Below are 19,986 nucleotides of genomic sequence, written 5' to 3'. Positions count from 1 at the left end.
CTTGGCCAGGGCCTCGCGGGCGCCGGCGTCACGCTGGTGCTTCCACGCCGCGAGCAGCGACGTGTACAGGCCTTCCCGACGAAGCAGGGCACCCTTGCCAGCCTTGTCGAGGGTCTCGTACTCGGCCAGGATCCGCGCCTTGTACGCGGCGGTGTATGTCCTTGTTCGGGGCTTTGCTGGTACCTCGGGGTCGGGTACCGGATGATGCAATGTCACAGGGGTGGATCTCCTTGCACGCCCTCACGGGTCAGAGTTTCAGCAGCTCAGGCCGCCTCCTTCAAGGTTGCCACAGAGGGCCTGCCGGCCAAGAGACGCCTTGCCGCATCGATCAATGGCTTTGGGCTCTCCACCGCTTGCGGCGGTATGCGTCCCGCAGGCTGAGACGCGGATCCCACTGGCAACGTCCTGACCAGGGCCTCCACCATGGTGACCTCTTCGGCGGCTCCGAAGTGCTCGTCGTGCGGGGACCGGCGCTGCTCAAGATGCCTATCAGACTGAGCGCGCGCAAGCTCACCGAGGGGGTGCGGCGTGGCTGGCGGCGGAGGCCGTTACCCGTGCTCCCACGCGCTCCAGGAAATGACCCATTCCCGCTCACCCTGGACCCATGGAAGCGGCTGCTTGCCGAGCAGCGCTGCTTTGACTGCCTCTGCAGCCGTCCGCATCTCGGCCTCTCCGTCGCTCAAGGGCTCGCACACAACCAGCAGAGGGGCAACGTGCGCGAAGGCCTGTGTCGGCTGGCTGGTGCGCCGGCCGGGGGGCACTTCTTCTCCAACCGGGCGTTCGGCCATGGTCGAATCTCAAACCCGCCAATCTTCACTATTAGAAGAAAAGGTGTGTTTAGCTTCACGGTGCGTGCCGCCGACGAAAGGGGCTGACGTGCACGGACGCGAGCTGCACGGCCTGCTGCATCCGTTTCTGCTGCTCCTGATCTTCGAGCGTTCCGGTCACGGGTACGACCTGATCGACCGCCTCAAGGCAATGGGACTGCCCGATGTGGAACCAGGCCACGTCTACCGGGTCCTACGCGGCCTGGAACGCGAGCGGTTGCTGATCTCCGGGTGGGAGACCGCCGGGGCGGGGCCGGCACGCCGGTGCTACCAGCTGACGGCCAAGGGCCGCGACGATCTTCGATCGTGCCTCACCGGCCTGGCGCAACTCAATCAGGTCATCGGTGCCTGCCTGCAGCGCTCGGCGGACGCCTTCGCGGGATCGCCTGGCGCGAATCGTGATCCGTACGCGGCTTCCCGGCGCTGAACGGAGAACCCATGCCTTCGTCCGTGTTTCCGGCAGTTCAGCGAGCGTTCGCCCGTCGGGTGGCACCCGGAGAGTCGCTCGCTGGCGACGCCGCGCGGATCGCGCGGGCCTGTCACGAGATGGCCGTACGCTTCCATCGCGGCGGAAAGTTGATCGTCTTCGGCAACGGCGGGCCGGCAACAGATGCCCAGCACGTCGTGGTGGAGTTCGTTCACCCGGTCATCGTCGGCAAGCGGGCGCTGCCGGCGATCTCGCTGACGAACGACGCCGCGAGCCTCACCGGGATCGCTCAGGCGGAGGGCTTTGACGAGGTGTTCGCCGCTCAGCTGCGCCTGCTCGCCGCGCCCGAGGACATCGCGCTCGGACTGTCCGTCGACGGCCGGTGCACCAATGTCCGGCACGGGCTGATGGCGGCCCGCGACCTCGGTCTGCTCACGGTCGGGCTCCTCGGCGCCGACGGCGGTGACATCGCTCGGGACGCGGTCGCCGACCATGTCGTCGTTGCCCGCACCGACGACCCCTGCATTGTGAAGGAGGTGCACGTGACGATCTATCACATTCTGTGGGAGTTGGTCCACGTGTTCTTCGAACAGCCCGGCCTGCTGGAGCCGGAGGCGGTCCGGTGACCTCGCAGCCGGTGCCGACAACCTGGACCCTGCCCGAATGCCACGACGACGTGTGCATCACGTGCTCCGACATGGCGGTCGCCGTCCGGGTACGGGAAGTGACGGCCGACGGACTGGCTGTAGTGGACACGGACGCCGGACCGGAGGAGGTCAGCGTGGCCCTGGTCGAGGCGGGACCTGGCGACGTCGTGCTGGTACACGCCAAGGAGGCCATCGCGGTCGTGGAGAAGAACTCATGAGCGCCCGGGTCGAGGGCGCCATCGGGGCGCTCTACCCGTTCCTCGACACCCAGCCGACCGACGTGGACGCCGTGCTCGCCGCGGTGGCGAGGTCCACCGCGGAGAAGGCGGCGGAGATCGTCGCCCTCCGCGAGTCCCTGGTCGCCGGGCACGGGCAGCGGTTGCTCGACTGCGCCCGCCAGTGCGCTGCGGCCTTTCAGGCCGGCGGCACGCTGTTCGCCTTCGGCAACGGCGGAAGCGGCACGGACGCCCAGGACATCGCGCAGTTGTTCCTGCACCCGCCGACGGCCGCCCGCCCGTTGCCGGCCATCTCGCTGACCCAAGACGTCGCGCTGATCACGGCACTGTCCAATGATGTGGGGTTCGAGGTGGTCTTCGCCCGGCAGGTGGCGGCGTTCGGCCGTACCGGGGACATCGCGGTGGGGCTGTCCACGAGCGGGGGATCGAACAACGTCCTGCGGGCGTTCGGGGAGGCGGCCCGGCGGGGCATGCTCACCGTCGGCATCGCCGGGTACGACGGCGGGCGGATGGCGGAATCCGACGAGATCGACTACCTCTTTGTGGTGCCGTCGGCATCGGTGCACCGGGTCCAGGAGGCGCAGACGACGCTCTACCACGTGCTCTGGGAACTCACCCAGCAGGCGTTGGCCGAGGAATTCTGAGGGGTTAGCCATGGGTTTGGCCGGCCTGCGGCGGGTGCACGTCCGCGTCGAGGGCATCGTGCAGGGAGTCGGCTTCCGGCCGTTCGTGCACGCGCTGGCCACGGAATATGACCTGGCCGGGTTCGTCGGCAACGACACCGCAGGCGTCTTCGTCGAGGTCGAAGGGGACGAGGAGCGGCTGGCTGCCTTCCTCGCGGACCTCAGCCGGCGGGCACCGGCACTCGCCCAGGTCGAGCGGCTCACCACCGCGGCAGTCCTGCCGAACGGCCAGCCGGGATTTGCCATCGTCACCAGCGTCACCGGCGCCGGCCGGGAAGCCTTGATCTCCCCCGACACCGCCACCTGCCCGGACTGCCTCGGCGAGCTGTCCGATCCGAGGGACCGACGCCACGGCTACCCGTTCACGAACTGCACCAACTGCGGCCCGCGATTCACGATCGTCGAGGACGTTCCGTACGACCGTCGTACCACCACGATGGCCGGGTTCGCCCTCTGTGCCGACTGCGCCGCGGAGTACGCCGACCCGGGAAACCGCCGCTTCCACGCCGAGCCGGTGTGCTGCCCCGTGTGCGGACCCGCACTCCGGCTCGTCGGCGCGGACGGCGCCCCAGTCTCCGGCGATCCGCTGGCCAACGCCGTACGGTGGCTGCGGAACGGCCGGATCGTCGCGGTCAAGGGTCTGGGCGGCTACCACCTGGCCGCCCGCGCCGACGACGAGCGGATCGTCTCGACGCTGCGCTCCCGCAAGCACCGCGAGGAAAAGCCGTTCGCCCTGATGGCCGCCGACCTGCAGGCGGCACGCACCCTGGTCGACGTGCCGCCGGCGGCCGTGCCGGTGCTCACCGGCTCCCGCCGACCCGTGGTGCTGCTGCCGCGCCTCCCCGACGCCCCGGTCGCCGCGTCGGTGGCGCCGGGCAACCGCGACCTGGGCGTGATGTTGCCGTACACGCCGCTGCACCATCTGCTGCTCGGGCGGCTCGGCATGCCGATCGTGCTGACCAGCGGAAACGTCTCCGACGAGCCGATCGCGCACCGTGACGACGACGCCCGCCAGCGGCTCGCGGGGATCGCCGACGGTTTCCTGACGCACGGCCGGCGGATCCACGTCCGGACCGACGACTCGGTGGTGCGTGTCTTCCGGGGCCGTGAGCTGCCGGTGCGGCGGTCCCGTGGCTACGTGCCCGCGCCGGTCACCCTGCCGTGGCGCTTCGACCGGCCGGTGCTGGCCTGCGGCGCGGAGTTGAAGAACACGTTCTGCGTGGCGAAGGGGCGGCGCGCGTTCGTGTCGCACCACATCGGAGACCTGGAGAACTTCGAGACGTTGCGGGCGTTTACCGACGGGATCTCGCACTTCACCCGGCTCTTCGATGTCCGGCCGCAGGTCGTCGCCCATGACCTGCATCCCGAGTACCTGTCGACGAAGTACGCGCTGCAGCGCGCTGACGTCAAACTGGTCGGCGTCCAGCACCACCACGCCCACATCGCGTCCTGCCTGGCCGACAACGGCGACCCCGGCCCGGTGATCGGCGTCGCCTTCGACGGGCTCGGATTCGGCACCGACGGCACCCTGTGGGGAGGCGAGCTGCTCGTCGCGGACCTGGCCGGCTTCGAGCGGGTCGGCCATCTGGCCGCCGTGCCGATGCCGGGCGGGATCGCGGCGGTCCGCGAGCCGTGGCGGATGGCGGCGGCCTACCTGGACGAGATCTACGGCGACGCAATGCCCGACCTGGCGGTGGCGCGCCGGCACGAGCGGCGGTGGCGGGCGGCGGTGGCCCTGGCGCGGCTTGGCACGAACTCACCCCGTACCTCGAGTGTCGGCCGGCTGTTCGACGCCGTCTCGGCGATCCTCGGCCTGCACGACCGGGTCACGTACGAGGGGCAGGCCGCGATCGCACTGGAGCAGCGGGCCGATCCCGACGAGCGGGGCGGCTACCGGGTCGAGGCGGCCGCTCCGGTCCCGCTCCAGGACGTCGGACGCGGGCTGGTTCGCTGCGTGGTCGACGACCTGCTCGCCAAGGTGGATCCCGGCCGGATCGCCGCGCGGTTCCATCACGGCTTGGCGGACGCCGTGGTACGGGCGGCCGGCGCCGTCCGGGAAAGCAGGGGCCTGGCCACGGTCGCGCTCTCCGGCGGGGTCTTCCAGAACGTGCTGCTGCTCGACCGGGTGGTGAGCGGGCTGGAGCAGGACGGCTTCCGGGTGCTCGTGCACTCGCGGGTGCCGCCCAACGACGGCGGGATCTCCCTCGGCCAGGCCGTGGTGGCCGCGGCCCGGGGCGTTCCCGCCGCCTGACCCGCAAAACCGGCGTCAGCAGATGCGGGGGAGTGGATCCCCGACCAGCATGTCGACCACCCGCGTGCCGCCGAACGCCGTCTTGAGCAGCACCATGCCGGGCGGGTCGGCGGCGACGCGACCGATGACCGCCGCGCCGTCGCCGAGCGGGTGGCCGCGCAGCGCCGCCAGGGCCGCCTCCGCCTGCGCGCCGTCCACCACGGCCACGAGGCGTCCTTCGCAGGCCACGTAGAGCGGGTCGATGCCGAGCAGCTCGCAGGCGCCGGTCACGGCGGGACGTACGGGTACCGAGGCCTCGTCGACCACGACGGCGAGCTGGGCCGCCTGGGCCACCTCGTTGAGGATGGTCGCCACCCCGCCCCGGGTGGCGTCGCGCAGCAGCCGTACCCCGGGAGCCGCGTCCAGCAGGGCATCCACCAGACCGTGCAGCGCCGCGGTGTCCGAGGCGAGGTCGGCCGCGATGTCCAACTCGCCGCGGGCGAGCATGATCGTGACGCCGTGGTCGCCGATCGGACCGGAGACGACGACCGCGTCACCGGGGCGGACGTGCGAGGGGCCCAGCGTCACCGGCCGCTCCAGCACGCCGACGCCCGCCGTGTTGACGTAGCAGCCGTCGGCCTTGCCCCGCTGCACCACCTTCGTGTCGCCGGTGACCACCTGGACCCCGGCGTGCTCCGCCGCGGCGGCCATCGAGGTGGCGATCCGCTGCAGGTCGGCGACCGGAAAGCCCTCTTCCAGGATGAACCCGGCCGACAGGTACAGCGGGCGGGCCCCGCTGACCGCCAGGTCGTTGACGGTGCCGTTGACGGCGAGGTCGCCGATGTCTCCGCCGGGGAAGAACAGCGGCGACACCACGTACGAGTCGGTGGTGAAGGCCAGCCGGCTGGTACCCACGGAGAGCACCGCGCCGTCGTCGAGTTCCTCCAGCGTCGGGTTGCGGAACGCCTCGACGAACAGCCCTTCGATCAGGCTGTGCGTCGCCTTTCCGCCCGCGCCGTGCGCGAGCGTGATCCGGCTCTCCCTGATCTTCGGCGCGCGTCGGCGCGCCCGTTCGATGCGCTGCAGCACCTGCTGCTCCGGCGACAGCCGCCCCGCCTCGTGACCGGTCGTCGCCTCGGCCTCTGCCACCGCCCGCTCGACCCATCCCGCGGTGCGTTCGGTCGTCATATCCGGGTCGCCTCCGTGAGCCGCTGCCGCGTGAAGCGGCCGAAGTTGTAGTAGGCAGCGCACGCGCCCTCCGAGGAGACCATGCACGTGCCGATGGGCGTCTCCGGTGTGCACGCCGTGCCGAACACCTTGCACTCCCAGGGCTTGAGTACCCCCTTGAGCACCTCGCCGCACTGGCAGGCCTTCGGGTCCGCCACCCGCACCCCGGGAACCTCGAAGAGGCGCTCGGCGTCGTAGGCGGCGTACTCGTCCCGCATCCGCAGCGCAGAGTGCGAGATGAAACCGAGGCCGCGCCACTCGAAGTAGGGTCGCAGCGCCATGACCTCGCCGATCGCCGCCAGTGCCCGCAGGTTGCCGTCCCAGGGCACCACCCGCGTGTACTGGTTCTCCACCTCGCAGCGTCCCTCGGCGAGCTGTTTGAGCAGCATGAAGACGGACTGCAGCAGATCCAGCGGTTCGAAACCGGCACACACCAGCGGCTTGCCGTAGTCGCGGGCGATGAACTCGTACGGTCGGCAGCCGATGACGGTGGAGACGTGCCCGGGCCCGAGAAAGCCGTCGAGACGCAGGTCCGGTGAGTCGAGGATGGCCTTGATCGCCGGCAGGATGGTGACGTGGTTGCAGAAGACCGAGAAGTTGTCGATGCCCTCGGCGGCAGCCCGCAGCACTGTCATGGCGGTCGACGGCGAGGTGGTCTCGAACCCGATCGCCATGAAGACCACCTTGCGGTCCGGGTTGGCCCGCGCGATCTTCAGCGCGTCCAGCGGCGAGTACACCATCCGGATGTCCGCCCCAGCCGCCTTGGCGTCCAGGAAGGAGCCGTTCCCGCCTGGGACCCGCATCATGTCGCCGAACGCCGTCATGATGACGCCCGGCTCGTGCGCGATGGCGATGGCGTCGTCCACCCGGCCCATCGGGATGACACAGACCGGGCAGCCCGGCCCGTGCACCAGCGAGACGCTCTCCGGCAGGTAGTCCTCGATCCCGTGCTTGTAGATGGTGTGCGTGTGCCCGCCGCAGACCTCCATGAACTTGTACTGCCGCCCCGGCTCGCACAACGCGGCGATCTGGGCGGCCAACGCCTGCGCCTTGTCCGCGTCGCGGTACTCGTCAACGAAACGCATCTCACTTTTCCTAGGTGATGTCGGATTCGGCGAGCGCCTGCAACTCGTCGGTGTACGCCTGTCCGAGACCGTTCAACATTTCCAAGGTGGCGGCCGCCTCGGCTTCGTCGATCTTCGACATGGCGAACCCGACATGGACGAGCACCCAGTCGCCGATACCGACCTGGTCTGGACCGAGCAGGCCGATGTTGATCGCCCGCCGGACACCGACGACGTCGACGATGGCGAGGTCGTCGCGGCCGGCCTTGATCTCGACGATCTCGCCCGGGATGCCAAGGCACATCGAGCTACCCGTCCTTTCCGATTACATTTTCTCGATCTTGATGTAGCGCCGCAGCGCGGGAAGTTCCTTCCAGAACATCCCGGCCACGACCACGCCGGCCAGCAGCACCAACAGCTTCCGCACAGCTCACCTCCTTCGGGCCTGGTCCGGGCCCGCTCAGCCCGGTGGCAGGTTCGGCATGATCGGCAGGATCGGGTCGTGCTTCTTCGGCCGGATACCGGTCGAGCGGCGCGCGTCCACCGTCCCGTCATCCTGATGGCCTGACTGCCTCCTCCGCCGCGAGTTGCCCTCCTCCACGCCCTTGGTGTGCGCCGGTGCGTCGAGTTCGACATCGGGATCGCCCGCTCGGATCTCGCCCATTTCCGCCTCCTCCATCAGTCGTTGCCGGACGGCCGATCATGTCGTCGGCCGAGTTCGTCGAAGAATCGGGGAATCTCCCGCCACACCGCGCTTCCCCCCGACATGCCCGTCCAGTGCTGGCGGATGAGGGCGACGAGTCGGAAGCAGTCGTCGACCGGCACCACCCACTGCTGGCCGCCGCCGCGCGGCGGGCCCGTCCACACCAGGAAGGCCTCGACCCGTGGCTTCAGCTCTGCCAGCGCGGGCGATCGCGCCTCGACCGCTCGCCAGGCGCCGGCATCGATCTCCGACTCGGTCGTGCCGAGGGGACTCGGGTAGTGGGCGAGCACCCGGCCGTCCTGCTGCTTCACGAAGAACACCAGCCCGACCGGCACACCGAGCTCGTCGACGGACAGGCCCGTCAACCGCCTGCCGCGGGCGGGGACGAGCTGGTGCCTGCCGCCGCCGGCCGCCTCGCGGGCGAACAGCAGGGAGCATGGCGTGCAGGCGCACATCAGCTCCCCGTCCTGCTCGTCCCACACGTGCCAGTGCTCCGGACCGACCGGCCCGGCGCACATGCCGCAGCGCTCGATCGAGGCCGCGCGCCGTCTCGCGCGGCGGATCGCCCGGTGCAGGGCACCCGCCGTCATGCCAGGCCACCCGACGTGAGCGGTCCGGCAGCCTGCCCCACCTCGTTCACTGTCGCCGCATCGGTCCGATCCGGCCGCTGCCACAGGGCGGCGACCGGGATCAGCGCCGGAGCCGGCGCGGGCGCCACCAGGTCGACCGCGGACAGTTCCGGCGCGAACGCCAGGACCTGTTCCCGTACGAGATCAGGCAGCGCGGCTGCGCCACCGCCGCACGAACTCGCCGACAGGCTGATCCTCGCCACCTCACCCTGGACACCGACGAGCGCGATCTCGGCGCCGTGCGTGCGCAGCTGCGGCCGGAGATCGTCGACCGCCCGGGCCACGCGCCGGTCCAGCGGATCCGGGTGGATGTGGTGCAACAGCAGCAGGTGCCGCAGCAGCTCGTCCTCGGTGAGCCGGTCGAGTGCGCGGGTGCTGTCGGCGGCGAGATCGGTGACCCGGGCCAGCGCCTCGCCGTACACCTCGGTCAGCATCTCGACCGCTTCCAGCGCCAGCTCGGCGGTGCGGCCGGGGGTCTGCTCGAGCTGGCCGAGCACGGCGTCCAAACGTGCCAGCCGCGGCTCGACGGCCGCGTCGTCGAGCCGCTGGACGTCCGGCTGCTCACCCATGTGACGCGCCGAACATCGGCGAGTGGATCTTCTTGACGGTACGACCGCCGCCCACGTACATGTGCACCCCGCACGGCAGGCACGGATCGAAACTGCGCACTGCCCGCATGATGTCCACACCCTTGAAGTTGGCCGGGCCGTTCTCCTCGAAGATGGGCATGTTCTGGATCGCGTCCTCGTACGGACCGGGTGTGCCGTAGCTGTCGCGGGGACTGCCGTTCCACGGCGTCGGCGGGTACGGGTGGTAGTTGGCGATCTTGCGGTCCCTGATCACGAGGTGGTGCGACAGGGCGCCCCGGACGGCCTCGTGGAAGCCGCAGCCGATGGCCTCGTCCGGCACGTCGAACTCGGTGAAGACCCGCATGTCGCCGCCGCGCATGCGCTCCATCGCCTGTTCCAGGAAGTACAGCGACATCGCTGCGGCGTACGCGATGAAATAGGCCCGTGAGCGGTCCCGCTCCAGCGCGTTCGACCAGCGCGGGATCTTCCACTCCAACGTCGTCTCGGGCAGCCGCTGGCTCCTCGGAAGCGAGATCAGCACGCTCTTACCGGTCGACTTGACGTACGGCGTGTCGACCATCTTCGCTAGCGCGGTGGTGTACAGCCGGGCGAAGGGGCCGCCGCCGGTGTCCAGCGCCAGATGCTCTCCGCTGTTCTTGTCGAACCAGCGCGGGCTCATCACCCAGCTGTACTTGTCGTCGAAGTCGCGCTTCTGCGGATCCGGCAGGGTGGTCTGGTTCCAGGGATGGCGGATGTCGACCGGGTTGCCGAGCGGGTCGTACTTGACGAAGGGATCCTCGTTACCCACCCAGTCTTTGTAGTAGGAGCTGCCGAGCAGGATGCGGATGCCGAGATTGATGTCGACCAGGTCGGTGGTGAGCAGTTTGCCGTCGACCACGATGCCGGGCGTGACGTGCATCGCCCGCCCCCAGTTCGACATGGTCTCGTACCGGTAGTCGACGACGTCGGGATTCTGGAACGCGCCCCAGCAGCCGAGCAGGACCCGCCGGCGGCCCACTTCCTCATAGCCGGGCAGCGCCTCGTACCAGAAGTCGAAGACGTCGTCGTTCATGGCGACGGCCTTCTTGACGAAGTCCAGGATGCTGATCAGCCGGCTCAGGTAGTCGGTGAACAGGGTCGGCTGGGGCATTGTGCCGACGCCGCCGGGATAGACCGTGGACGGGTGGACGTGCCGGCCCTCCATGAGGCAGAACATCTCCCGGGTCGTCCGGCTGACCTTCAGCGCCTCCTTGTAGACCTCGCCCTCGAACGGGTTGTAGGCCCGCATGATGTCGGCGATCGTCCGGTAGCCGTGGATGTCCCGGCCGGGCGCCGCGGTGGCTTCCGCGCGGGCGAGGACGCTGGGGTTGGTCTGCTTGACCATCGCCTCGCAGAAGTCGACGAAGACGAGATTGTCCTGGAAGAGGGTGTGGTCGAACATGTACTCGGCGGCCTCGCCGAGGTTGATGATCCACTCCGCGAGCGGTGGGGTCTTGATGCCGTACGCCATGTTCTGCGCGTAGACGGAGCAGGTCGTGTGGTTGTCGCCGCAGATGCCGCAGATCCGGCTGGTGATGAAGCCGGCGTCGCGCGGGTCCTTCCCCTTCATGAAGACCGAGTAGCCGCGGAACAGCGACGACGTGGTGTGGCATTCGGCGACCACGCGGTTGGCGAAGTCGATCTTCGTGTAGACGCCGAGGTTGCCGATGATCCGGGTGATCGGGTCCCACGCCATCTCCACCAGTTCGCCGGGTTTCTGGCCGGCGGCCGGCTTCGGCCTCGTCGCTGTCACGGTCGGTTCCTCTCGATTGCCGCCTGACGCCGGGGGTCTGCCGGGCCGTACGGGCGCCACCGGGGGTTGTAGCCGCTGGTGAGCTCCGGACCGTTGTGGTGCCACTTCGGTTCCCGGTTGGCGGTGACGTTGGTGATGCCGCGCAAGCGGCGGATCAGTGCGCCGTACGGCTTGATCAGCAACGTGGACAAGCTGCCACCGGGCGGCATGTCCATGAACGGCATGAACTTGTCGGGGAATCCCGGCATGGTGCAGCCGATGCAGATACCGCCGACGTTGGGGCAGCCACCGACGCCGCCCATCCAGCCGCGCTTCGGGACGTTGCAGTTGATGACCGGCCCCCAGCAGCCGATCTTCACCTGACACTTGGGCGAGTTGTAGTCCTTGGCGAAGTCGGCCTGCTCGTAGTAGGCGGCCCGGTCGCAGCCTTCGTGCACGGTCTTGCCGAACAGCCACTGCGGCCGCAGCATGTGGTCCAGCGGCGGGGGCGGCGCCGAGCCGGCGGCGTGGTAGAGCACCCAGGTCAGGGTCTCCATGAAGTTCTCCGGCTGGATCGGGCAGCCGGGCACGTTGACGATCGGCAAGCCGCCCTGGGACCGGAAGTCCCACCCGAGATAGTCGGCAAGGCCCATGCACCCCGTCGGGTTGCCCGCCATGGCATGGATGCCGCCGTATGTCGCGCAGGTACCGGCGGCGACGACCGCCCACGCCTTCGGCGCCAGCTGGTCGATCCACCAGTTGAGGGTCAGCGGCTCACCGGTGTTCTCGTCGTTGCCGAACGACGTCCAGTACCCGTCGCCGTTGATGTTCTCGTTCGGGATCGACCCCTCGATGACGAGGATGAACGGCTCGGCCATCTCCCCGCGGGCTGCCCGGCGGTACGGCGCCAGGAACTCCTCGCCGCCAGCCGCCGGCGACAACACCTTGTTGTGCAGGTTGACCTTCGGCAGACCGGGAATGAGCCCGAGAATGATGTCCTCGATCGCCGGTTGACCGGAGGCCGTCATGGAAACGGAATCTCCGTCACAACTCATGCCCTCCGAGATCCAGAGGATGGTTATCTCGTCGAACCCGGTCTCTTGCGGGATCACCGCGCCGGTGTCGCGCATGCCCGGCGTCATGTGCGTTGCCTCCCTTGCATCCGATCCCGCAGCCGGTCGTAGATGGCCGCCAACGGCGCCGCGAGGGCCAGCGCCGGGGGCTTGTCCGGCGCGTGCGGGTGCGGGCGCGTCGGGGCCCGCTGCTTGCCCTGGTCGAGTTCCTGGCCCAGCTCGCGGAGGGCCTGCTCGTCGGCCCGGGCGCACAACAGCGGCATGAGCTCGTTCTCGTCGTCCTGCACATGCCGAGCGACGGCGGAAGCCAGCCGCTCCATCAGCTCGTCCTGCGCGCGATCGCCGACTCGGCAGCGGTCCAGTTCAAGGAGCAACTCCTTGACGGGCTGATGCCCGGCGAGGTGTCTGTCGACCTGCCCGTCCGCCAACACCTTTGCGGCGAACGGGTAGAAGAGAACCTCCTCGAGCGCGGCGTGCTTCGACAGCTCGCGGACGAGGATCTCCACCACGCCGCGTCGCTGCGCGTCCGATTCCGCTGCCCGATAGTCCCGGAACAGCTGTTCCACCACACGGTGGTCATGCCGCAGCAACTCGGTGGCGTCCATCAGACCGCTCCCACCTCGACGCTGTCCACCGTGATGGACTCCAGAACCACGTCGTCGCTGCCAGTGACCTCGATGTCGACACCCCCGCAGCGGGGGCAGGCCACCATCGCGAGGTGGTCGTCGACCCGCGCGCTACGACCACAGTCGTGACACCGCACTGTCATCGGTTCAAGCACCAGATCAAGGACGGCATCCGCGACCACCGTGCCAACCGCGGCCACCTGGATGCCCTGCGTGACGACATCACGGTCAACCGCGTGGCCGCCGATCCGCACCCGCAGGCCGGTGACCCGGCGCCCGGCGGCCCTGCGTACCGCCGCCTCCACGATCGCCTCGGACAGACCCGTCTCATGCATCGGCGGTAGCCCCCTCTCATCTGCCGTTCGCGGCGACCTCTCCTGCCGCTTCGGTGCGGTGTCGAGCCGTGCCGCTTCCTCGTGGACGATGTCGACCACCATCCGGACGGCCTGGTCGACCGCAGCGGCGAGCGGAGCCGACAACCCCATGCGCTCGTCGAGGACGGCGGGTTGGCAACCCACCACGAGGATGCGGTCGACGCTGCCGCCCAGGCCGCGCAGCAGGCGCAGCACCGACGCCGGATCCATGCCGTGCCCGTCGGCGGCCGGCGCGTCCAGTACGTCCGTCGGCCGCAGTCTCCAGCCGGGGTCGTCGAGATCCACCTCGAGAACGGCCAACGTCCCGGGGGGCTCGTCCAGCGGCAATGCGTCCACCATGACCAGCACGTCGTGGTGCCCGTCCAGCAGATCGTAGGCCAGATGCATCCCGCGGATCCCGTAATCGGACACATCCACCCGCGCTGGCAGGACGGCGTCCCGCAGGCGCTGGACGACCTCCACGCCGAAGGCGTCATCGGCGAGGAAAATGTTGCCGATCCCGGCGACCAGGATCCGACCGTTGCCGGCGCTGTTCATCGCGCTTCCACCTCGCCGGGCAGGGGCTCCACCTCTTCCGGCCGGAAGTGACGCAGGCGCCCGTACCACTGGTGCAGTTCGGCGCCCGGGTCGTCATCCACGGTCACGGCCAGGAACCGCGTCCCGTCGATGTCGAGCAGCACCTGCTCTACCCGGCCGGTACGGCCCTCCAGAAACATGTCGTGCGCGTCGGTGCCGCGCCGGCGCGGGCGTAACCGGACCCGGCTACCCCTTGACAGGAGGGTTCCCGCGACGAGGACGGTCTCCGTCGCCGGCGTGATCCCCACATCCGTGCCGAACCCCGAGCGGGCCCGTTCCAACCCGGCGGCGGAGTCGCCCGGCTGATGGACGGGCTCCAGGGACCGAATGGCGCCGTGCAACCGTTCGAGCACCTCGGGCGGCATCGCATCGACGCGGTCGAGGATGGCGGCGGCGCGGGGATCGGTGGCTCGGGCCTCCCGTTTCTCCGCATCGGAGAGCGTGAGGGTGCGCAGCGAGAGGATCTCGTCGATCTCGGTCGCGTCGTGCAGGTCGCCGGGGCTCTCCGGCGCGATCCGGGGATGGTCGTAGAGAATGATCGGTGCGGAGAGCACGACGTCGGCGGTGCCGGGCGCGCCAGCGAGCACCGGGAACGTGTGCACGTTGCTGCACTCCCGGGCCGCCTGCGCCGCCCATTCGGGCGGGTCGAGCAGGGACAGGAAACGCCCCCGACTGACGGTGGCCAGCGTGTGCGCCGCGAGCAGGCAGCAGCGCAGTGCCTCATCCCGAGGGCTGTCCGCTGGCGTTGGCCGATCCGTGTTCTCGACGCGCACTGCGAGCCGCAGCAACCGGAAGGGCGCCGGAGACGGGACAGCGGAGACGGCGACCGAGGCGGACAACGGCCACCGCCGGCGTACCACCCGCCCGAGCGGCTCGCCACGTCGTCGACCAACGGCTCGACGTCCTCTCCGCCGGGCACACAAACGGGGAAGCGTCGGCCAGGCCGAAGGTCGCCGACCGGCGCCTCGATGTCGAACTCCCGCGGTACCGCCTCGTCGAAGCTGAGCTCCGTGCGGCCACCGACCTCGATTCGGTCGACCGGCCGGTACCCGCCGTCGGTCGTCCGTAGCTCGGCCACCTTGCGTTGTAGGTGCAGGAACCGTAACCGGATCCGGACGATCGCCGTGTCCTGCGCTTCCATCAGGCATTCGGTCTGCTGCCACGACGACTCGGCCGAGCCCGCAACGCTGCTGTCGACCAGGCCGTGAGCCTCCCCCCAGGCGGGGGGCACGAGGACACCGAATTGCCAGCGGACCCGGTTCTTGACCGATGAACGCCGATACGGGTAGAGCAGGTAACCCTCGTACAGGATCGCATCCGCGAGTGCCTCCGCGCCGTCGAACAGGGCGGTGGGGCAGTGGGTCTGCACGGTGCTCACCTCCTCCCAAAAGCACGCAGAAACTTGCTCCGGCACGTGGTCACTCTGGTCTAGCCAATCCCGCCGGCGAGCCGTAAGTGCGCATCGTCGGTAGGTGACGACAGCATTCACCGAACCGGGTGAACCAACACGGCCGCCTTCGGCCCCGGCGACGAGATCCGCAGAAGCGAGCCAGCCCAAGCGTTGCTTCACGGGCGCAGGCTCAGAACACTTCGCGCGCAGGACAACGGGAGCAGGAGGCCGAGGAGACGCAGTGGCGCCGCCGGCACCGGTGACCGCGGCCCAGGCTGTGGCCGCATCAGGCATCCGTGGGTCGAGGCTGGCCCACGGCCGCGGTGCGGGCGAAAGAGGAGGGCGATGGCCTGGCCGGTGCGCCGGCCGTCGGGGCTGCCGCGGCCCGGTGGGCAAACACCGAGGCGGTCGCGGTAGTCGATGAGGACCAGTAGCCGCCCGCTGGTGCGGCCGTGGTCGGCCAGCATGAGAGCCACGTCCGTGCCGTGCGCATCCGGCAGCTGTGTGGGTGGATGCCGTAGGGGCGAGCGACGGTCCGGCCGTTGGAGTCGCGGTTGGTCTTGGCGGGGGACACGATGACCTACGGGCCGTCGGAGGTGAAAGGCCATGGCTATGTCCAGAGCCGCGAGTTCGCTGCGCTAGGTGGCGAGGGCGAAGCCGAGCACGAGCAGCGCGGTATCGCGGGACAGCGGCAATGTCACCCCGACACCGGGTCAGGCTTTGCGGGGCCCCCCTGTGCTGCCTCGCGCACCATCCGGTTGGCCGTCTCCGGCTCGTACCCGCTGGCTCGAAGGAGGTCACTCGCGGCCGTGCGGAGCTGGGTCACCATCGCGTCGGCGTACGAGTTCAGGCCTCGTGCGCGGGCCTGGCCGGCCAGGCGTGCGGAGTCCAGGACCGCCTGGCGTGTCTGCTCCGGTGGCTGGCCCCGCCGGGTTTCCTGATGCAGTAGCTGGACCGCCTGGGCGAGCCGCTCCAGGGCGGCAATGAGTTCCTCCGGTGCTGGCTCGTCGTACTGCAGGCTGGTGGTGGCCCAGCGGACCAGCTCCCGGCACTCGAGCGCCACCCGGTCAAAGTGCTGCATGCCACGCCGGTAACGCTCCACATCCTGTCGGCGACGCCAGCGCGGCGGCGAGATGGTCACCACCTCCTTGGCGCCAGCCAGTGCCTCGTGCAGCCGGGCGAGGTCGGGTTCCATGCCGCGGAGTTGGTCGAGTGCCCGCATCGCGCGGTCCGGGTCGCGCTGTCTCAGTGCGTGTGCGATCTCCCGAAGCTGCGCGCCGAGCGCTTCGACTACCGGTGCGGCGGTGCGGTCGAGAACGCGCATCGGGTTGATTGGCAGCAGAAGGGCGCCTACCACCAGCCCCACGACGCTGCCCACCACGGCGTCGAGGATCCGGGGCAATTCGAGGTCTCGTGAGGTCGGTGACAGCGTGGCGATCAGTACCGCGGTACTGCCGGCCTGGGCCACCAGCGCGCCACTTCGTCCGGTCAGCAGCAGTGCGACGGCGATGGCCAGCGTCACCACCAAGCCGATCTGCCAGGGCCCGAACCCGATGTAGAGCACCAGAAGATCGCTGAGTAACAGGCCCAGCCCGACGCCGAGCATCAGTTCGAACGTACGTTTGGCACGCTGCCCGAGGGCGGCGACGATCGTGCCGACCGCCGCGCTCGGCGCGAAGACCGGCGCTGGCCTGTCCAGCACCTCGTGGGCGATCGCCCAGGACAGCGCAGCCGCGAGCCCGCACTGGACGGCGACGACCAGGATGATCTCGAGGTGTCGCAGCCGGAGCCTGCCGCCTCACCACCGCGGCGCCGGGCCCGCGCCGTCATGTCCTTGGCCTGCTCGGCAACGGTGTCGGGGCCGGGCCGGTCGTCCCGATCAGCGCCCATGACCGGAGTTACCCCGCTCGTTTCTTCCGAACCCCAGGGCCCAGCGCGTTTGTCGCCAGCGGGCAGCTCGGCGTCAGAGCGACTCGCACGCGCGATGGCACCGGTCTGAATGTATTCCTCGCCTTCGTGAGCTCACGCGGCTCCCACCACCTTCGGGTAGGTCTCGGACGGGTCCCGCGACAGCGCGGCCTTCAGGGCGACGCTGTCGGCGTCGGCGAGGACCTCGAGCCGACCGGCATCGACCCCGTCGAGGGCAGCCCGGGCGACATCCTCGGGTCGGTTCTTGGGCACGTCAAAGCCTGCCATCATGTCGGTGTCCGTGCTGGCCAGCACCAGCCCTGTCACCTGTGTGCCCTGCGAGGCCAGCTCGACCCGGACGCCGTTGGTGAGTGCCCACAGCGCAGCCTTCGACGCGCCGTAGCCGTTGGAGTGCTCGTATCCGAGCCACGCCATGACCGACAGCACGTTGAGGATTGCGCCGCCACCGTTGGCCGCGAGCACTGGCGCGAACGCCCGCACGACCGACAGTGTCCCGAGGAAGTTGGTGTCCATTTCCCGGCGGATGTCGCTCAGGTCTCCGGTCACCAGGGGCGCGTACGTGGTTACGCCCGCGTTGTTGATGAGCAACGTCGTATCGGACGCGACGCGGGCGGCTTCGGCGACCTGCTCCGGGGTGGTGATGTCGAGCCTGAGCGGTACGACGCCGGGAAGATCGATCTGTTCGGGGTGGCGTGCTGCGGCGTAGACCTTGGACGCGCCCCGGTCGACGAGTTCTTGAGCGAGAGCGCGGCCGATGCCGCGGTTCGCGCCGGTAACGAGGGCGACGGATCCTTCGATTTGCACGGGAATTCCTCCATGAGTCAGCCCGGCGGGCTCGGCGGGGCAGGACCGGGACGCGATATACGCTAGAACCTGACGTTGGCGTCAAGGGCAAGTCTGGTGTGAGGAGGGGAACAGTTCGTATCGGCGAGGTGGCGGCCGCGGCGGGCGTGAGCACCCGGGCGCTGCGTTACTACGAGGAGCACGGCCTGCTCAGCTCACAGCGCAGCCCGAGCGGGCAGCGGCACTACAGCGAGGACGCGGTCGAGCGGGTGCGCTGGATCCAGGCGCTCTTCGCCGCTGGCCTTTCCAGCAAGGCGGTCGTCGAGCTGCTTCCGTGCGTCCACACCGGGATCGCCACCAGCGCGATAATCGAGCGTCTCGAAAAGGAGCGCGCCCGCATCGACGCCCAGGTACGCGACCTGTCCGCTACCCGCGACCGGCTCGACGAGATCATCGCGGCCGCTCACGACCACCGTCGCTGACCCGCCCGCGACAGGTCTCACGCTCAGGCTGCCCGCTGATCGCCACCGCCGTCCGACGGTGACGATCAGCGGCTTCGTGGCGGTGGTCGCGGTGGACCGGGCCGACGGCGAGACAGTGTTTTCGACGAAAGTGATCAACGACGAGTCGCAGATCCTGCCGTTTTATCGAGTTGGCTCGCGAGCAGGCCAGGGAGGTGCGGCGGGCGGATCGAACACGGCGCAACCCTCGGCATCGACGTCGAAGTCGTCACCAAGGGCCCACAGGTCAGAGGGTTCTCAGTGGTTAAGCGGGGGTGGGTGGTCGAGCGCACCCTGTGCTGGATCATGCTCCACCGGCGCCTCGCCCGTGACTACGAAGCCCCACCCGACAACCTCCGCCAGCATGATCCAACTCGCGATGATCGATAACTTCACCAAACGGGTCACCAACGAAACCACCCCAACCTGGCGAGGCGACTGAAGGGACACCACTCGCAAAATACGTGAGTCGGACGCCCCTCTTAGTCGTTGGGGAAACGGGCGCCCGTCGAGGAGATGCCGGTCACCCGGCCCGCCCGGGACCGGGTGACGCCGCGGAACGACATGCCAGGGGCTGGCGACGGCGGGCAGCGGTACGGCCCCGCTATCGGCGGTTCTGCCGGTTGCGCCGTCCAAGAGCGACGGCCAGGTCGTAGGCGTGCTGGCTGGGACCGAGGTTGGCGACGCCCTTGCCGACGATCTCGAACGCGGTGCCGTGCGCCGGGGTCGCGATCGGGACGGGAAGGCCCCCCTGCACGGTCACGCCCCGATCGAAGCCCATGAGCTTCATCGCGATCTGGCCCTGGTCGTGGTACATCGTGATTACGCCGTCGAAGTCACCGTTCCTGGCCTTGATGAAGACGGTGTCGCACGGATAGGGGCCGGTCGCGTCCATTCCCTGAGCCCGGGCTGCCTCGACCCCGGGGGCGATGTGCTCGATCTCCTCGCGGCCGAACTGGCCGTTCTCGCCGGCGTGCGGGTTGAGCGCGCAAACGGCGAGGCGGGGTGCCGCGATTCCTGACCCCTTGAGCACGTCGTCGAGGAGGCGGATGGCCGCGAGGACCGAGTCGGCGTTGATCCGCGCAGCGACGTCCTTCAGCGGGATGTGCGAGGTCACCCGGGAGGTGACCAGTCCGGGTATGAAGTTCAACTCGGAGGTGGTGCCCTCGTAGCCCAGGTTCTTGGCGAACCAGCGGAGCTCGTCCTCCTCGTGCATACCGGCCAGATGCAGCGAGCCCTTGTTCAGCGGCGTGAACATGATCGCGTCCACCGTGCCGGACCCGTAGAGGCTGAGTGCCTTGAGCAGGTCGGCCATCACCCGTTCGCCCGCCGCCTTGCTGACGGTCCTGCACTCCACTGGCCGCCCGGACAGCTCACTGCCGACAAGGACGGCGTGACCGGGAGTCGGCGCGTCGGCCACCGGCACCTCGACGCCGACCTCGGCGGCGACCGCCTTGAGTTCGGCCGCGTCGGTCAGGACGTACACCTCGGCCTTGTGCAGGTTCTCGGGCGTGGCCAGGAGTCGAACGGTGAGCTCGGGGCCGATGCCGGCCGGATCGCCCATCGTGAGCGCGACCCGCGGCAGGGCCTCGGAGACGGTCTGGCGCATCTGCTTCCTCTCTTGGGCGTTCCGGCCGGGAGGTCCGGTACGCTCTCCGTCAGGATCCCTGTTTCCTATAGGATCTACTCAGCAGCTCGCCGAGTCAAGGTGCTCTTGCGGCT

At 69.4% G+C, this 19,986-nt stretch carries 21 protein-coding genes and 2 pseudogenes; 7 read left to right on the top strand and 16 right to left on the bottom strand.

The genetic code is table 11. The features are described 5' to 3' along the window. Positions 1-189 (bottom strand): annotated as a pseudogene (locus JNW87_RS07440) (IS3 family transposase); the annotation flags it as partial. Positions 190-786: 597 nt separating this feature from the next. Here JNW87_RS07440 and JNW87_RS07435 point away from each other — a divergent pair. From JNW87_RS07435 to hypF, 5 genes are read left to right on the top strand one after another with little or no spacing between them, the layout of a single operon-like run. Further along, positions 787-1,254, top strand: a complete 468-nt coding sequence (locus JNW87_RS07435) for a helix-turn-helix transcriptional regulator (protein WP_201749860.1) — start codon at positions 787-789, stop codon at positions 1,252-1,254. Positions 1,255-1,265: 11 nt separating this feature from the next. Continuing rightward, a complete protein-coding gene (locus tag JNW87_RS07430; protein ID WP_109804116.1) occupies positions 1,266-1,880 on the top strand; it encodes an SIS domain-containing protein in 615 nt (204 codons plus the stop codon). Continuing rightward, positions 1,877-2,119: a HypC/HybG/HupF family hydrogenase formation chaperone gene (locus JNW87_RS07425; RefSeq protein ID WP_201749859.1), complete on the top strand. Its 243-nt coding sequence runs from the start codon at positions 1,877-1,879 to the stop codon at positions 2,117-2,119. The genes JNW87_RS07430 and JNW87_RS07425 overlap by 4 nt, the downstream gene beginning before the upstream one ends. Continuing rightward, positions 2,116-2,781 (top strand): SIS domain-containing protein, encoded by a 666-nt coding sequence (locus tag JNW87_RS07420; protein ID WP_109804115.1) that lies wholly within the window; start codon positions 2,116-2,118, stop codon positions 2,779-2,781. The genes JNW87_RS07425 and JNW87_RS07420 overlap by 4 nt, the downstream gene beginning before the upstream one ends. A 10-nt stretch (positions 2,782-2,791) precedes the next feature. Next, positions 2,792-5,071, top strand: coding sequence for a carbamoyltransferase HypF (gene hypF / locus JNW87_RS07415; RefSeq protein WP_201749858.1), 2,280 nt, complete (start codon positions 2,792-2,794; stop codon positions 5,069-5,071). A 15-nt stretch (positions 5,072-5,086) separates the two neighbouring features. Here hypF and hypE read toward each other — a convergent pair whose 3' ends face one another. The 14 genes from hypE to JNW87_RS07350 all read right to left on the bottom strand — a co-directional run bounded on the left by hypE (position 5,087) and on the right by JNW87_RS07350 (position 17,785). Continuing rightward, positions 5,087-6,238 carry a hydrogenase expression/formation protein HypE gene (gene hypE, locus JNW87_RS07410; RefSeq protein ID WP_238453360.1) on the bottom strand — a complete coding sequence of 384 codons (1,152 nt, stop codon included), beginning with the start codon at positions 6,236-6,238 and terminating at the stop codon, positions 5,087-5,089. Beyond that, entirely contained in the window at positions 6,235-7,362 is a 1,128-nt protein-coding gene (gene hypD / locus JNW87_RS07405) for a hydrogenase formation protein HypD (RefSeq protein WP_109804113.1), read from the bottom strand. The genes hypE and hypD overlap by 4 nt, the downstream gene beginning before the upstream one ends. Before the next feature lie 10 nt (positions 7,363-7,372). Next, entirely contained in the window at positions 7,373-7,645 is a 273-nt protein-coding gene (locus tag JNW87_RS07400; protein ID WP_109804112.1) for a HypC/HybG/HupF family hydrogenase formation chaperone, read from the bottom strand. A 21-nt stretch (positions 7,646-7,666) separates the two neighbouring features. Beyond that, entirely contained in the window at positions 7,667-7,768 is a 102-nt protein-coding gene (locus JNW87_RS41350; protein WP_375373474.1) for a hypothetical protein, read from the bottom strand. Positions 7,769-7,801: 33 nt separating this feature from the next. Further along, entirely contained in the window at positions 7,802-8,005 is a 204-nt protein-coding gene (locus JNW87_RS07395; RefSeq protein WP_109804122.1) for a hypothetical protein, read from the bottom strand. Positions 8,006-8,019: 14 nt separating this feature from the next. Beyond that, a complete protein-coding gene (locus tag JNW87_RS07390; protein ID WP_238453359.1) occupies positions 8,020-8,634 on the bottom strand; it encodes a DUF5947 family protein in 615 nt (204 codons plus the stop codon). Continuing rightward, entirely contained in the window at positions 8,631-9,242 is a 612-nt protein-coding gene (locus JNW87_RS07385; protein WP_109804110.1) for a NifU family protein, read from the bottom strand. The genes JNW87_RS07390 and JNW87_RS07385 overlap by 4 nt, the downstream gene beginning before the upstream one ends. Continuing rightward, a complete protein-coding gene (locus JNW87_RS07380) occupies positions 9,235-11,034 on the bottom strand; it encodes a nickel-dependent hydrogenase large subunit (RefSeq protein WP_236648353.1) in 1,800 nt (599 codons plus the stop codon). The genes JNW87_RS07385 and JNW87_RS07380 overlap by 8 nt, the downstream gene beginning before the upstream one ends. Beyond that, the gene (locus JNW87_RS07375; RefSeq protein ID WP_109804109.1) at positions 11,031-12,155 is read right to left on the bottom strand and encodes a hydrogenase expression protein HypE; all 1,125 of its coding nucleotides are present in this window, start codon (positions 12,153-12,155) and stop codon (positions 11,031-11,033) included. Before JNW87_RS07375 ends, JNW87_RS07380 begins: the two co-directional genes overlap by 4 nt. Then, positions 12,152-12,691 (bottom strand): hemerythrin domain-containing protein, encoded by a 540-nt coding sequence (locus tag JNW87_RS07370; protein WP_109804108.1) that lies wholly within the window; start codon positions 12,689-12,691, stop codon positions 12,152-12,154. The genes JNW87_RS07375 and JNW87_RS07370 overlap by 4 nt, the downstream gene beginning before the upstream one ends. Further along, positions 12,691-13,623, bottom strand: a complete 933-nt coding sequence (locus JNW87_RS07365) for a hydrogenase maturation protease (RefSeq protein WP_238453358.1) — start codon at positions 13,621-13,623, stop codon at positions 12,691-12,693. Before JNW87_RS07365 ends, JNW87_RS07370 begins: the two co-directional genes overlap by 1 nt. Further along, the gene (locus tag JNW87_RS07360) at positions 13,620-14,216 is read right to left on the bottom strand and encodes a hypothetical protein (protein WP_238453357.1); all 597 of its coding nucleotides are present in this window, start codon (positions 14,214-14,216) and stop codon (positions 13,620-13,622) included. The genes JNW87_RS07365 and JNW87_RS07360 overlap by 4 nt, the downstream gene beginning before the upstream one ends. Positions 14,217-15,749: 1,533 nt before the next feature. After that, positions 15,750-16,754, bottom strand: a complete 1,005-nt coding sequence (locus JNW87_RS07355) for an FUSC family protein (protein WP_236648352.1) — start codon at positions 16,752-16,754, stop codon at positions 15,750-15,752. Between the two features lie 320 nt (positions 16,755-17,074). Then, on the bottom strand, positions 17,075-17,785 hold the full coding sequence (locus tag JNW87_RS07350; RefSeq protein ID WP_109804106.1) for an SDR family oxidoreductase: 711 nt from the start codon (positions 17,783-17,785) through the stop codon (positions 17,075-17,077). 128 nt (positions 17,786-17,913) lie between these two features. Between JNW87_RS07350 and JNW87_RS07345 the strand changes: the two genes are divergently transcribed. Together JNW87_RS07345 and JNW87_RS07340 are read left to right on the top strand one after the other, a co-directional pair. Then, positions 17,914-18,246 carry a MerR family transcriptional regulator gene (locus JNW87_RS07345; RefSeq protein WP_236648351.1) on the top strand — a complete coding sequence of 111 codons (333 nt, stop codon included), beginning with the start codon at positions 17,914-17,916 and terminating at the stop codon, positions 18,244-18,246. Between the two features lie 204 nt (positions 18,247-18,450). Continuing rightward, positions 18,451-18,706: pseudogene (locus JNW87_RS07340) on the top strand (IS5/IS1182 family transposase); the annotation flags it as partial. A gap of 162 nt (positions 18,707-18,868) precedes the next feature. Here the strand turns inward: JNW87_RS07340 and JNW87_RS07335 are convergent. After that, positions 18,869-19,873 (bottom strand): 4-hydroxythreonine-4-phosphate dehydrogenase PdxA, encoded by a 1,005-nt coding sequence (locus JNW87_RS07335; protein WP_109804104.1) that lies wholly within the window; start codon positions 19,871-19,873, stop codon positions 18,869-18,871. Between the last annotated feature and the right edge of the window lie 113 nt (positions 19,874-19,986).

Source organism: Micromonospora sp. ATA51 (assembly GCF_016802855.1).
GTDB classification, from domain to species: Bacteria; Actinomycetota; Actinomycetes; order Mycobacteriales; family Micromonosporaceae; genus Micromonospora; species Micromonospora sicca.
The sequence above is the reverse complement of the archived record's forward strand: the minus strand, read 5'-3'. Positions and strand labels throughout refer to the sequence as shown.